9 protein-coding genes and 1 riboswitch are annotated in these 13,874 nt (G+C 46.7%); of the genes, 5 read left to right on the forward strand and 4 right to left on the reverse strand.

Annotation, left to right across the window (positions count from 1 at the left end; genetic code table 11):
• Positions 1-219 precede the first annotated feature (219 nt).
• A riboswitch (cyclic di-GMP riboswitch) is annotated at positions 220-314 on the forward strand.
• A 218-nt stretch (positions 315-532) separates the two neighbouring features.
• From ACIFQN_RS07455 to ACIFQN_RS07465, 3 genes are all read left to right on the forward strand, one after another.
• Positions 533-1,285 carry a GTP cyclohydrolase II gene (locus ACIFQN_RS07455; protein ID WP_429832395.1) on the forward strand — a complete coding sequence of 251 codons (753 nt, stop codon included), beginning with the start codon at positions 533-535 and terminating at the stop codon, positions 1,283-1,285.
• A gap of 24 nt (positions 1,286-1,309) precedes the next feature.
• The gene (gene ribD / locus ACIFQN_RS07460) at positions 1,310-2,407 is read left to right on the forward strand and encodes a bifunctional diaminohydroxyphosphoribosylaminopyrimidine deaminase/5-amino-6-(5-phosphoribosylamino)uracil reductase RibD (RefSeq protein ID WP_429832396.1); all 1,098 of its coding nucleotides are present in this window, start codon (positions 1,310-1,312) and stop codon (positions 2,405-2,407) included.
• 1,005 nt (positions 2,408-3,412) lie between these two features.
• Positions 3,413-4,957, forward strand: a complete 1,545-nt coding sequence (locus tag ACIFQN_RS07465; RefSeq protein WP_429832436.1) for a malate:quinone oxidoreductase — start codon at positions 3,413-3,415, stop codon at positions 4,955-4,957.
• A gap of 550 nt (positions 4,958-5,507) precedes the next feature.
• On the opposite strand, the gene ACIFQN_RS07470 is transcribed toward ACIFQN_RS07465, so the two are convergent.
• The 3 genes from ACIFQN_RS07470 to ACIFQN_RS07480 all read right to left on the reverse strand — a co-directional run bounded on the left by ACIFQN_RS07470 (position 5,508) and on the right by ACIFQN_RS07480 (position 8,523).
• Positions 5,508-6,935, reverse strand: coding sequence for a HAMP domain-containing sensor histidine kinase (locus ACIFQN_RS07470; protein ID WP_429832397.1), 1,428 nt, complete (start codon positions 6,933-6,935; stop codon positions 5,508-5,510).
• The gene (locus tag ACIFQN_RS07475) at positions 6,928-7,629 is read right to left on the reverse strand and encodes a response regulator transcription factor (protein WP_429832398.1); all 702 of its coding nucleotides are present in this window, start codon (positions 7,627-7,629) and stop codon (positions 6,928-6,930) included. Before ACIFQN_RS07475 ends, ACIFQN_RS07470 begins: the two co-directional genes overlap by 8 nt.
• Before the next feature lie 309 nt (positions 7,630-7,938).
• Positions 7,939-8,523: a class I SAM-dependent methyltransferase gene (locus ACIFQN_RS07480; protein WP_429832399.1), complete on the reverse strand. Its 585-nt coding sequence runs from the start codon at positions 8,521-8,523 to the stop codon at positions 7,939-7,941.
• A 355-nt stretch (positions 8,524-8,878) separates the two neighbouring features.
• Here ACIFQN_RS07480 and ACIFQN_RS07485 point away from each other — a divergent pair, with 355 nt between their 5' ends.
• Positions 8,879-9,964: an ankyrin repeat domain-containing protein gene (locus ACIFQN_RS07485; protein ID WP_429832400.1), complete on the forward strand. Its 1,086-nt coding sequence runs from the start codon at positions 8,879-8,881 to the stop codon at positions 9,962-9,964.
• A 359-nt stretch (positions 9,965-10,323) separates the two neighbouring features.
• Complete coding sequence (locus ACIFQN_RS07490; RefSeq protein WP_429832401.1) at positions 10,324-12,426, forward strand: cytoplasmic protein; 2,103 nt, start codon at positions 10,324-10,326, stop codon at positions 12,424-12,426.
• A 171-nt stretch (positions 12,427-12,597) separates the two neighbouring features.
• Here the strand turns inward: ACIFQN_RS07490 and ACIFQN_RS07495 are convergent, their stop codons facing one another.
• Entirely contained in the window at positions 12,598-13,833 is a 1,236-nt protein-coding gene (locus ACIFQN_RS07495) for an MFS transporter (RefSeq protein ID WP_429832402.1), read from the reverse strand.
• Positions 13,834-13,874 lie beyond the last annotated feature (41 nt).

The following is a 13,874-nucleotide window of genomic DNA, read 5'->3' on the forward strand; positions in this document are numbered from 1 at the left end:
TGAAGTGAGCCTTACCATAAGTCTTGCACGATGTTCCTGCAGTTGATGGACTCGCGTTGAGCGTAATCCCAGCGTAAGCTAGTTTCACGAATGTCACTGCCGTACTGGATTTTTCGGAAGCATTCGGTCAATTGCTGGACGGGTTAGGGAAAAATAACATCTTAAGAAAAACAAATTCTTGAAATTTCAGGAAATATGAATTATATTCAAAATGTCAAAAAACCGAAAAGGCAAACCTAGTGAAAACTAGCGACGCAAAGCTATAGGGGCTAAAGATTGCGAAAGTTGCAAGTCTATGCCAGCCAGTTGCCGAACTGTCCGGAGAATCTGGAGAACCGTTTCTGACGGTTATTCACGATGGATATTTGCTATTCCCCGTTGTCGGCAACGATTGCGGGGAATTTTTTTATGCATTAATGAGAGGAGGGGGTGAGGAGCGATCCATCATAGCCGCGTTACCGTCGTATCTAGCAGCTGATCAAGTCAGCCATCATTTGCGCCACTATCCAGTTTGAAAAAGGAGCGGTACATCATGTTGACAAGCCTAGTCAGAAGAGCATTGACGGACAAGCTAACCATCCTCAAACAGCCGGGATATCCGGATTTAGCCCTGGTTGGACCAGTTTGTCTCCCCGTCCAGATAGACGATCAGGAAATCACTTTCCAATGGTATACATGGCTGAACATGGACATGGCCGATTTGCAGCAAGAAGATCTTCTCGACATGCTGCCAGAGGTCGATCTCGCTTCTTATCAACAATCATCCGTGCTGGTCTTTGGAGATTTCGCAAATGCAGAACAGACGCTCGTCCGGATGCACAGTATATGCCATACGGGGGACATATTCGGGAGCAAGCGGTGCGATTGCGGTTACCAGTTGCGGCGCTCTATGCGTATGATGGCGGACAACGGCAGCGGTGCCCTGTTCTATTTGGCCAACCATGAAGGGCGTGGAATCGGGCTTTTCGCCAAATCATTGGCGTATCTGTTGCAAGAAGAAGGATTCGATACGGTGGAAGCCAATCACGGTCTGGGCTTCGCTGACGACCACCGCACCTATGACGAAGCTATTCGCGTACTTCGAAGCTTGCGTACGAAGCCGGTGACCCTAATCACGAACAACCCGAAAAAACTGGAGTCTTTGCGGGAAAAAGGATTGTCGACAGAGCATCATAATTCCTTATGGGGTAAACCGACCAGGCACAACAAGAGTTATTTGGAAACGAAAATCGCCAAATCAGGCCATTTCCCTTCCGAAGCATGGGTGCAAAATGCCGAACACTGATAATCAGGGGCGAGTGAAGATACAATGAAGATGGACGAGCATTTCATGAAGATCGCCCTTGATTTGGCGGCAACATGCAGAGGAAAGACGTCACCGAATCCAGTCGTCGGTGCCGTTTTGGTCAAAGAGGGGCAAATTGTCGGCACAGGCGCCCATCTTAAGGCGGGAGACCCCCATGCCGAAGTGCACGCTTTTCGCATGGCAGGCGAACATGGCAAAGGAGCTACGCTGTACGTCACGCTGGAACCTTGCTCTCATTTCGGAAAAACCCCTCCTTGCGCAAAGCTCGTTTGCAACTCTGGAGTCAGTCGGGTAGTGGTGGCTATGGAGGACCCGAATCCGCTGGTGGCTGGACGTGGCCTTCAAATGCTCCGGCGGCATGGGATCGAAGTGGAAGTAGGCATACTCAAGGAGGAAGCCGAACTACTCAATGAACGATTCGTACATAATATGACGAAACGACGGCCGTTCATTATTTCGAAGGTTGCGATGACACTTGACGGGAAGCTCGCTGCGCATACGGGTCACTCACAATGGATAACGGGGGAACGGGCGCGCTCTGAGGTTCATCAATTGCGTAGTGAGGTTGATGCGATTCTGGTCGGCATTGGAACGGTATTGTTGGACAACCCCCAACTCACAGCCCGTTTGCCAGGAAACCGGAAGCATCCCATCCGGGTCATCCTAGATTCGCAATTGCGGTTGCCCCCAACAGCCCATGTAGCTGATTGTTCCGAAGCAAAGACATGGGTTGTGGCGAAAGAAGGAGCGAATCCGGATAAGGCGCGTGAGTTGAGGGAGCAAGGGGTGGACATTCTGTTTGTTCCGACCGTGGGTGGCGGTCTTGACCTCCATACATTGGCCGATATCTTATACAAAAGGGGGATAACCGATCTGTTGGTGGAAGGCGGAAGCGAAGTGAACGGTTCTTTCTTGCGGGCAGGCCTGATCGACAAATGGATAATCTACATCGCTTCCAAAATATTGGGGGGACGGAACTCCTTGACTCCGTACAGCGGTGTAGATGTCGAGATGATGCATGATGCATTGGACGTTCATATCCACTCCATTCGGCAGGCGGGGGATGATCTTTGCATTACTGCCTATCCAGCGAACCGTTAGCTTCCTCACCGGGGCCGATCGTAGGCCTCGCCTCGATTAGAAGGATCATAAAACTTGACGGACGAGGCGAATTTTATAATGACCAGAATAGAAACATTGAGGAATTAATTAAGCCTGCGTTTGTGAGTAACTAAGGTTATTAATGGGACACTCGGTCAGATTGAGTGTCCTACTTTCATATAGAATAATGGACAAAAAACTTGCCGTTACAAACAGCAGGGAGATCTGTACCACAAGTGATGGTAAACAGGATGGCAGGAGAAAATGGTTTTTAGATTTATTAGAATCAACTATATCTTTTTAAATTAAGAAGGTAGTATATCACCTTTTCCATCATAATGTTATACTTGATAGTAGACAGTCTTCGAAGACGCTAGACATGTCTTTCACCCCCTGAGAACATCTGTATTTACTGCTCTCAGGCTGATTTTTACTGTTAAGATTGCTTTTTTTAGGGTCTTTTGTGAGTATAGTTTATTGGGGATGATCGGCAAACCAAAATTTAAACCTGGTGGCTCCACGTTGTTGTTGATTCTGCAGGAGAACGTAGGATGGTGTGGAGAAATTCATGTTCCATATTCTTGTGTGTCACATACAAAGGCCGTATTCAGGGATATAGCGGCAAATGAAAATGGAAAAACCTACTGCCTAAAAGTGGGTCATTTTTCGTGTCCAAAAATAAACTAGTACAGCGCAGCTAAGGAACCTGAAGGGTGTCTATTCACTGGAACGGTAAACGAAAGTCACACCCCCTGCAAGCAGTCGGGTTAAGGCCTTGGTTATTGTGTGTTCCAGGGGTTTTGTGGACAGTTTCCTACTTTTTAACTGCAATAGTATGTCATTTTTGAAATTCACCTGCTTTTAAACAGCATATATCTGTCATATAATAGCAAACATTTCATTCTATAAATAAAAGTGTTACACTATATTCAGGTTATCATTGATCCAGAAAAGGTGTGTACTAGGTAGCACCCTGACTTGCAAAGGGGCCAGATCGGGAGCCGCCTGCATCTTTTCTCCAAATCCCAGCGAGTTAGGACGGTAAAAATGAGTAACAGACAAACTAAAACAGACGTTATCTTAATTGGTGCCGGAATCATGAGTGCGACTTTAGGGTCACTGCTGAAAGAATTAGTACCTGACTGGAAGATTACTGTGTTTGAGAAGCTTTCAAAAGCAGGAGAGGAAAGCTCTAACGAATGGAATAATGCGGGAACGGGGCATGCTGCACTGTGTGAGCTTAACTACACAAGCGAAAAACCAGATGGATCTGTAGATATTGGCAAAGCTATTAAAATTAATGAACAGTTTCAGGTTTCCATGCAGTTTTGGTCTTATCTTGTAAACAACAAGCTGATAAGCAATCCGCAGGACTTTATCATGCCATTGCCTCATATGAGCTTAGTACAAGGGGAAACGGATGTATCGTTTTTAAAGAAACGTTTTGAAGCGATGTCAAAAAATCCTCTGTTTCAAGGTATGGAATTCTCTGATGACCCTGAAAAACTGATGGAATGGCTTCCGCTTGTTATGACAGACCGTACATCGAATGAACCTATTGCGGCAACCAAAATCGACTCTGGAACGGATGTCAACTTTGGCGCTTTAACACGCATGTTGTTTGACCACTTAAAGAGTAAAAACGTTGATATACACTACGAACATTGTGTTGAAAATATGAAACGTACTGGCGACGGTTCGTGGGAATTGAAAGTGAAGAATCTGGGTAGCGGTGTCGTCGAACGCCATACGGCAAAATTCGTCTTTATCGGAGGCGGAGGCGGAAGCCTGCATTTACTGCAAAAATCCGGTATACCTGAAGGGAAGCATATTGGTGGATTCCCGGTAAGCGGAATATTTATGGTGTGTAAAAATCCGGATGTTGTAGAGCAACATCATGCAAAAGTATACGGTAAAGCTAAGGTTGGGGCTCCGCCAATGTCTGTTCCGCATCTTGACACACGGTATATCGACAATAAAAAATCGTTACTATTTGGCCCATTTGCCGGTTTTTCACCAAAGTTCTTAAAAACCGGTTCCATGTTGGATTTAGTCACTTCTGTAAAACCGAATAATGTCTTAACGATGTTGGCGGCAGGCGCAAAAGAGATGTCATTGACTAAATACCTGATTCAGCAAGTGATGCTATCGAAAGAACAGCGCATGGAAGAGTTACGCGAGTTTATCCCGAACGCGAAAAGCGAGGATTGGGATTTAGTCGTAGCGGGTCAGCGTGTCCAAGTTATCAAAGATACAGAAGCAGGTGGCAAAGGAACACTTCAATTTGGTACGGAAGTGATTACTGCTGCTGATGGCTCGATTGCAGCTTTACTAGGTGCTTCTCCGGGTGCTTCTACTGCCGTTTCTGTCATGATTGAGGTAATGAAAAAATGCTTCCCGCAACATGTACAAGCGTGGGAACCGAAAATAAAAGAAATGATTCCTTCTTATGGCGTGTCACTCATGGAGAATCCAGAGCTGTTAGACGAGATTCATACTTCAACAGCGCGGACGCTTGGTCTAAAAAGTGAACTGGCCCTCGTCAAGTAGATCGTAAAAGAATAAAAATGAGATAAGCGGCCTTCGTCCTGAATTCCATGGGACTAAAGGCCGTTTAGCTTTGCCTGTAATGCGGTAGTAAATGAATATGGGAAGCCAGTCAATTTAGGCTGGCTTTTTTTAGTTACCTTTCCGATACTGCCAGCGGGGTAAACTGTATCACAAATTTATAACATGCAGGTTTATGATATACAAGAGATTCAGATATGATGAGACTAACGATAATAGTTTAATGTACGAGAGGAAAGGAGAGGAAAATGAAAAGCATATTTTTCAAGTATATGACTAAATTTACATCTCTTAACGATGAGCAGCAACAGGCTATCGCTGAGGATAGAGGACCAACTAAAGAACATCGGTGCGGATTATGAAATTGCGTAAAATTAGTTTGGACGAATTTTTGCAGAGTTAGGCTGACAGGAGAGCTCGGGTACTTGCCCCATAGCGTTAAGGACAACCCAGTAAGATGATGCAGCAAAGTTATAAACATCGTGTTCGTTGGAGCATCTTGCAACAAATTTATATTGTTGCGGAAGAGGGCTTAATGTGAGACGGGCAAAGGAATCCGCATAAAAAATTCATAATAGGGTCCGGTTCGGTGCAGCCAGATATCTCCTTCGTGCAGCTGCACGATGCTCTGGGCAATCGAAAGGCCGAGGCCCGACCCGTGCGGCATCCGGTGATCATTCCTCGATTCGTCGGCTTTATAGAATCGATCGAACAGTCTTTTCTCCTGCTCGGGCGTAATGACTAATCCCGTGTTGGCGATGGACAGTATGGCCCACGGGTATTCAGCATGCAGTACGATATCGATGTTGCCCGGTTTTACACTGAATTTAAGCGCATTGGTTAACAAGTTATCGATGGCCCGGACGATTTTGTCTGCATCGATACATACCTCCACTTTCCGGTCGGGCAGCGTACTGTTCACACGGACCTGATGCTGCTCAGCGAGCGGAAGGAATTCCAGGGTGATCTGATCCAGCATTCCGACCAGATTGACCCGACTTTTGGCCAAAGTCACCTGATTGCTTGTCAGCCGCGTGTACTCGAATAAATCGTCAATTAATTTTTTAAGCTGGTTGGATTTGTTCAGTGCACTGTTAACGTAAGGCTTCAACACGTCACCTGTCTTTGGATGTTCAATCAGGACGGTTAAATAGCCGATAATACTCGTCAAAGGAGTCCTCAAATCATGAGATATGTTCGTGATAAGCTCGCTCTTGGTTTGTTCGGCCAGCCGCTCTTTGGCGATCATCTCCTCAAGCTGTCCCGCCATCTCGTTGATGCTTGCTGTGAGCGTCCCGAGTTCATCCTTGCTTTTGACCGGCAGGCGTATGGATAGCTTGCCCTCGGCAATTTGCTGGACTCCTATGCTCATGGTCCGGATTTCTTTCATTTTGCTATAGGTAAACAAATAAAACAGGAGCAGGAATAACAGCAAAAACACAAGCAAGCTGTACAGAGGAGGATTCTCATATACGTAACCTTGTTCTGGGAAGAGCGGCCCCGACACGGCAAGAAACAGCTTCCGATCCTGATATTGGATAGGTGTAATCGCCGTATATATTTTGCCGGGCTCAGGCTGATTTTCCGTCTCCTTCTGCTCATAGATAATTTGGTACAAATCAATCTTATCCTCTGTAATCGATGGGGAATGATAGACGATCGTTCCTTGCATATCGGACAGCAGAATGCGCAGCCTGCTTGCCTCACTCTCGCGCTTCAGCAACGGATTGATCTCCTCCGGACCGGAGAGCCCAGGCAACTGTCGCTCAATTTCGCTCAACTGCTGTTTGACATTCTGTTTGCTTGTTTCAAAGCTTGTGAAATTGACTTTACGCGATTCTCGCGTCACATAATCAAAGAGCAGGCTCAACATCGTCGTGAGCACGAGAATGGCTCCGAAAGCCAGCACCAGTTTTACCCGCAGACTTTTGATCCAATCGGGTCTTTTGAGTTTAATCAATTTTATAACCTACTCCCCAGACGGTTTTAATATATTTGGGCTCACGGGGATTGTCCTTGAGTTTTTCGCGGAGATTCCGGATATGCACCATTACCGTCTTGTCGGATTGCATCACGGGGTCCTTCCAGATCGTTTCGTAAATTTTGTCCACACTGAATACTTGTCCCCGGTGAGTCGCGAGCAGCACCAGAATATCGAACTCCAGCGGCGTAAGAGAAATTTCCTTGCTTTTGATCGTTACCTGGTGGCGCGGAATATTCAGGACCAAATCTCCAATGATAAACTCCAGCGGCTGTTGCTTATCCTGCGTCTCGCTCATCCGGACTCGACGCAGCTGCGATTTGACCCGGGCGACAAGTTCCAAAGGGTTAAACGGCTTGGATAAATAATCGTCCGCTCCGCTCGTTAAGCCTAATATTTTGTCCATGTCTTCATTTTTGGCTGAGAGCATGATAATAGGGATATTCTGGGTTTTCCGAATTTGAATGCAGGTCTGAATCCCGTTGAGCTTAGGCATCATCACATCCAGAATGACTAGATCGAATGCCTCTTTCCGAAGCAACTCCAAGCCTGCGGCCCCATCTTCGGCTTCCATGACCCCGTACCCCTCATTGATTAGAAAAATTTTTACAATTTCACGGATTTCGGGCTCATCGTCAATGATTAGTACGTGGGCTCCTTTCTCGTTTCTCATTCGGAACACACCTTCTTCTCTTTTGGAATCTTTTGAATAACTACGGCGCTGAGTCATGACAACCACTTCATCTGGTATCGGCATCCCGATTATGCTCAGACACACTGAGAAGAAGAGCGCGAAATAACCGAAGTGATGAGTGGCATCGAGCAGGGTATGAATACTAATGGTGTCTCCTCCCATTTTATAATGAACGAAAGAAAAAGCTCAAAATCAAAATGAGTGGTTGAAAAATGAAGGGGAGTACGCATTGAGGTTAAAGCAGCCAAGTCCCGTGTGCCATTTCGGAACAAGACGTGCGTGTAATTTTTAGGATTTTTTGCATATATAGACGAAGGCAGGCGGAATGTTCCACGGTACAAGTGAGATGCTTACCTCGTTGAAAGCGGCCTGTAACATGGTTTTCATCTGAAGCGAGTATTGGAATGTAATAAACAGCCCACCTTCGCATAACGTCTCGCAAACTTGCCGGATGATCTTCTCCCGATCGGATCGGGAAAAGTTGGCGAAGGGAAGTCCTGAGACAATACAATCTGCATGGGCTACCCCGATGCTGCTTAAGCTGTCCTTAAGCTCTAGCGCATTGGTGAACATATGGAATCCGTCGAACTCGCGTTTAAGTAATTCTCTCATCTCCTCTTCTTTCTCAAAGACGGCGACTTTTGCATCTGGACGAATCAGATCATAGATTGCTTGGGTGAATACCCCTGTTCCCGCCCCCAGCTCGACTAGGGTGTGTACATGATTCCAGGGTACGTGTTCCATCATTTTTTGCGTTAAGCTGTTCGAGCTTGGGATGATGCTCCCGACGTCACGGGGATTCTGGAAGAATTTTTTCAGGAAAAGCCATTTATCGATGGTCTTGGATTTCATAAAGGTTTTAGCCAGCATCATACATTTTAGCTCCTTTATGTACTTTATTGTTTGCTGGCATTATCTTATTGAAAAGTTATTAGCACTTACGCCAGAAAACAGTAAAGATTTTCTTAAGATCTTTAAAAAAAAACGTGCCTGTAGGTTTCCACCCGTCAATTCAAAGCGCAGCGGAGGGCAAAGGACATCCCGTAAGGTCAATGGTATACACCTCGCTTCCAACCCTGACGGGAAATGGTAAAATGATCCTGCATTACATGTATAAGTTCACCCAAAAACATAAGTCTATGATGCATGTGGAACATTTTATACAATTCATGCAGCTTCGGCTGGATGCTTGGATGTTCCGTACACATTGAACAGGAGTGGGTAATCGATGATCAAACTGAAAGATATCGGGAGATTCGAGGAGCTGCCGGAAATTGCGATGCACATTTACCAAGGAAATATTCCGGCTTTGCAGGCTGCCTTGGCAGCAGGCTGGGATGTCGAGGAAGGCATCGTGCTGAGCAAACACATCACGTTAAGCCCATTGGATCTGTCGCTTATATCGGAGAGACTGGATGTGGTTAAGCTGCTGGTAGAACATGGCGTCAACCTGAATGTGGAGAAGAATCCGGCTTTTTTGCGAGCAGTTCGCTATTGCAAGGAAGATATCGTTCGCTACCTTGCAGAGCACGGCGTCAAGCTGGACAAGCTCAATCAAGTGGGCTCCGGCGCATATTCACAAGCCTATTATGGCAACAAAAGCAATATCCCGCTGATTCAGGAGCTGGGATTGGATATAAAGCTGCATGGCGGTGCTGTACTGCGCCAGGCTGTGTCGGATCATGACCGTAAGACCGTTGCGTATTTGCTCGATCAAGGGGTGGACATCAATTACAATAAACCGGATATGGTCTATCCGTATCTGGCGACACCGCTCACAGTAGCAACTCGCATGGGCAATCTCGCCATGGTCCAATACTTGATTGAACGCGGCGCGGACGTTACTTTGGCTGAGAAGGGCGGCGAGCGACCGTATACGATTGCGGTCAGCAATAAGGATAAAGTCATGGCAGATTATTTGAAAGCGCTGGAGCCGGCTGAATTTCACGACATAGAGAACAAAAAGTACGAGCTGAAAAAATATAAATTGACCGATGAGCTCGTCCGTTTTCTTACCGGGAACAGCCTGCGCCTGGAGCTTTCGCAAAATGAGTATGATATCGGATATATCGACTTTTTCACATTGACCGATACAGTCGAGATGAAAGTAGGCCGGCAAAAACTGCTGCGCCTGTCAGCCGATATCGACAATTACTCCGATCTGCAGCTCGTATGGAATCCAAAGAAAAAAGGTCTGATTGGCTGTTATGACGTGGAGCATCAGGAGTATGCGGATCTGTGCAGCTTTCCTGAGTTCTTCGCGCAGCCTGAGTTGTACCTCATCAAGTTTCTTGAGGGGGGGTTCGGCGAGTAGCGGCTTTCCATACGTTTAATGCTCATCAACCAAGCGATTGCCGGCGCCTGCGGCAGTCGCTTTTTTTATTCGAATAAGGGCCGAATTGTTTATATTTTCCAAAGTCGTAATACTTGCGCCCTGTTCGCACATGGAGAAGTATGTGATTATTAGTCCATCGAGAGTTCAGGGTCATCGGCTTTGAACCCCCGAACCTTCAGGCTATTGCGATCCTTCCTTCTACTTCATTTGGCGAACTAGGGTCGCAGCTTTCCAGAAGGATGTCTCTTAACGAGAGGAGGCGTCCAGGCTATCATATTCCTTCCTTCTATAGTATTTTTCCAAACGACAGTAGGGATATGGCTTTCCTGGACTCTTTTATGATGATCAACACTATCTATTTGCGAAGAGCGAACAAACGAATTGTGAGCCAAGGAAAAGGGTCGGATCGACTCCCGGAAGCTTACTTGGCAACAGCCATGAAAAATATCGAATATCTCGGATTTACGTTTTCCCATCGATTGATGCGGGCAGTGCGAACCTTATCCAAGGAGCAGTTCGAAGCGTTTTATCGTCAACTGGCTGCCGATTTAAGGGTGCTGGTAGGGGCTCATGTGGAATACCAACCGATGTATCCCGGTTTCCCGATGCAGGTGATGCAGGAGCATGATGCGGAGCTTTATCTGAATGCCATTTATCATTATCTTACTTTGGATTTGCCTGAGTATGACGCTGCAGACAGACCTCCATTGCTGGATGAGGTAAACCTGAAAGTCATTGATCTTGGAAGCAAAGCGGAATTCCATGCCATGATACGCCGGTTGATTCAAGCCAAGACTTCCATCTCGGCTACGGACCGGGAGGATATTGATGCCGCTATAGAAGACGCTGAACCGGATGAATTGGAAGCGATTCTCCCGGCCGAGATTCCGTTTAAGGAGAATGTAGGATTCGTGGCTGCTTCCTTATTGAAGCACAACAAGGCCAATGTGAAGCTGATCGGACAATACTTTAAAACCGCAACCGATGTCCTGCGTCTGGCCGTGGCTTGGTCTGATGGCGATGTCAGTCTGGCAGAAGCGACGCGTTTTCGTAAATTTAAGCGGCGCGAGAGACGGCTGTTGCTTGGACTTTTGGAACAGTGCCATCCCATCACGGAGGATATGCTGAGATACAAGGAGCGCTGGATTCGATTAGGCGAAATCCTGCATCCTTTTGAATACAAAGAGCGATTTAGGCGTTGTGAGGAAGCATTTGATATTTTACGCAATAACAAGCCATATACGACCTTTAACGGAAGCGTTGAACTCGCATTCCAATATCGTCAGGTCTGGAATTTGCTCGATCTGTTGATGCAGCGCCCGGGTGAATTTGCACGAAGATTGGATAAGTTATTACGGTCAACCGAATCCACGGAGTATGTCGTGCTGGCGTTTGGCGAAGTCGCAAATCAGGTATCGACGCCTGTATTGCTGCAAGTGCAAAATCATTTTGCCCGCCGTCATGAGCCGCATGAGCTCCGCGTCTTTTTCCCGAAAGGAAATGTTGCCAAAGCCTTTGCCGTTCCCCATACACTCCCTGATATCAATGAAGCGGCATGCCAAGACATCGTCCGATTATGCGAAGAGGCGCTAATACAGAGGTTCTCCGCATTGCCCCCGTTGGGGAGGACCTATATAGATGAACGATTGAAGAACTATCATGTGCCTTTCTCCCAGAGATCAGCAAGCAAAGCCCTGCGTACGATTGTTCGGGGAAGCCGTTTGCCGATGACGGAGGGGGATACGATTCGTTTTTTCAGCTGGTGGAAAGAGGGGAACGTTGATGGCAAGCCTACAGGCCGTGTAGATATTGATCTGTCCGCTGTCATGTATGATCACAACTGGCAGTATGTTGAGCATATTTCTTATACCAATCTGCGATCCTCTAAATACCAAGCCGTCCATAGCGGAGATATCGTGTCGGCTCCTAAAGGAGCATGCGAATTCATTGATCTGCACATTCCTTCTATTGTCGGTTATGGCGGTCGTTATATTGTAACCACCCTCCATTCCTACACGAATCAACCGTACTGCAACTTGCCGGAGTGCTTTTCGGGCTGGATGATGCGCAAGAAACCCGGTTCTGGCGAGATATTCGAGCCTTCGACGGTTGTCAATAAAATCGATGTCACGGCCGATACGCAGATTGCCATTCCTGTCATCCTGGATCTGGTAGAACGCACGGTCATCTGGACAGATCTGGCTCTGACGCGATATCCTCACTACTACAATAATGTAGAAGGGAACCAGAGGGGCATGGTCTTGATGGGCAAAGCCATGACAGCGTTGCGGAAACCGGACCTGTACGAATTATTCTCGCTCCATGCCAAGGCACGAGGGGAGACGGCGGCTACTGTAGACCAGGCCGATGCGGTATTTTCGGTGGAAGAAGGGGTTACTCCATTCGATATCGAGCAGATTATGGCAGAATATCTTGTTTGAGTGCAGATGCGAATGTTTGGAAGAGTTGATAGCGTTTAGTAGTTCAGCAGGCGAATTTTCCTCGCCTGCTGTTTTACTGTATCCAAAATAAAGCGCTGCACAGATTTTACTCGACATGGATAGAGGAATGAGTCTTGAATGTCCACTTACTAGCAGAAGACGTCAATGTAATCAGTTTTCATCAATTGTCAGGAATTTCGTAAGGTAGGCTCCCACAAAATACAGGATGGCCAACACCCAGACGATCCCTGTTTCCCCAACAAAACCGATTAGCAAACCAACGAGAGCGGGACCAATAAATGTCGGCAGGCCGGCTCCTAAATTTAAAATCGACATGGCCGCGCCTTTATCCTCTTTGACCAAAGAAGGAACAAGCGCTGATAAAGGAACATAACCGGCCAGCAGAGCTCCCCATAAAAGCCCCAATATCGAGAGAATTGCGACATTGCCCGGTGCAAATTGGGGAACATAATACAGCAGCAGTGTTGTAATCCCGCACCCTACACCACCAAACCACATAATGGTGTTTCTCCAACCAAGTTTATCACCGATAAAACCGAACAATAGATTAAAGATAATGTTGCTGGTAAAGATAGACCCCCAAATTTGCAGCCATTGTGTCGTGGAAAAGCCATGATTCTCCATGTACATAGGCAAAAACACGGGGAACGCGAAAACGGCTGTTGTGTTAATCACACGTACAAAGCCGCCGATCAGCACCTTTGGCTCGCGTTTGACAATGAGCAACCCCTTCATGAGTTCCGCGACTTTACCAGTGTCGCTATCCTTCTTGGTCACCTCTACCTTATCGCGATTTAACACCAAAGCGAAGAAAGCTCCGAGCAGTGCCCACAGGACAGAAGTCCATAGCGTATTGATATGTCCAATGGCATTAATGCCCCAGCTTGAAAAATAAGCACCAAGGACAAAGAGTCCCCCTGAAAAGACAAACCAAAACCAACCGACAGCGGCCCCTAATTTCTCTTTTGGACTCCTGTAGGAAATCCACACCAAAAAGGAATAGGCAAACAGAGGGTAGCCAAATCCTCTCAAAGCGTAAAAAGGGATCATCAACTGCAGGGAAAAGTTTTGAAGCCCCCAATGAATAAAGGCGACGGAGCCCAAAAGGTAGCAGATCAATCCGATCATCATAGCCTTTCGGGGGCCATACATTTCAACCAGTACGCCGGAGAACCAGGATGATATGGCAATGGTGATCCCGTATACTGAAAACAAGGAAGCAGATTGCTGAATGGAAAATCCGTGTTCAATCAAATAAGGACTTAGCCATCCTTGTTCGATTCCGTCCCCCATCATGAAAATGATGATTCCAAGATATCCCCAAATCAAACTGGGGGGTATTCCAATGGATTGTAGAAACTTTCCTTTTCCGCTGATTGTTGTCATGCTTGTGATAGCTCCTTTCTTTAAAGCGTTTTCATTTGCAG

Source organism: Brevibacillus sp. NRS-1366, assembly GCF_050467985.1.

Bases quoted from the DNA above. Each gene is read 5' to 3' on its own strand.
- ACIFQN_RS07455 (WP_429832395.1), top strand. From the start codon at position 533: ATGTTGACAAGCCTAGTCAGAAGAGCATTGACGGACAAGCTAACCATC.
- ACIFQN_RS07475 (WP_429832398.1), bottom strand. From the start codon at position 7,629: ATGAGAAACGAGAAAGGAGCCCACGTACTAATCATTGACGATGAGCCC.
- ACIFQN_RS07480 (WP_429832399.1), bottom strand. From the start codon at position 8,523: ATGATGCTGGCTAAAACCTTTATGAAATCCAAGACCATCGATAAATGG.
- ribD (WP_429832396.1), top strand. From the start codon at position 1,310: ATGAAGATGGACGAGCATTTCATGAAGATCGCCCTTGATTTGGCGGCA.
- ACIFQN_RS07495 (WP_429832402.1), bottom strand. From the start codon at position 13,833: ATGACAACAATCAGCGGAAAAGGAAAGTTTCTACAATCCATTGGAATA.
- ACIFQN_RS07490 (WP_429832401.1), top strand. From the start codon at position 10,324: ATGATGATCAACACTATCTATTTGCGAAGAGCGAACAAACGAATTGTG.
- ACIFQN_RS07485 (WP_429832400.1), top strand. From the start codon at position 8,879: ATGATCAAACTGAAAGATATCGGGAGATTCGAGGAGCTGCCGGAAATT.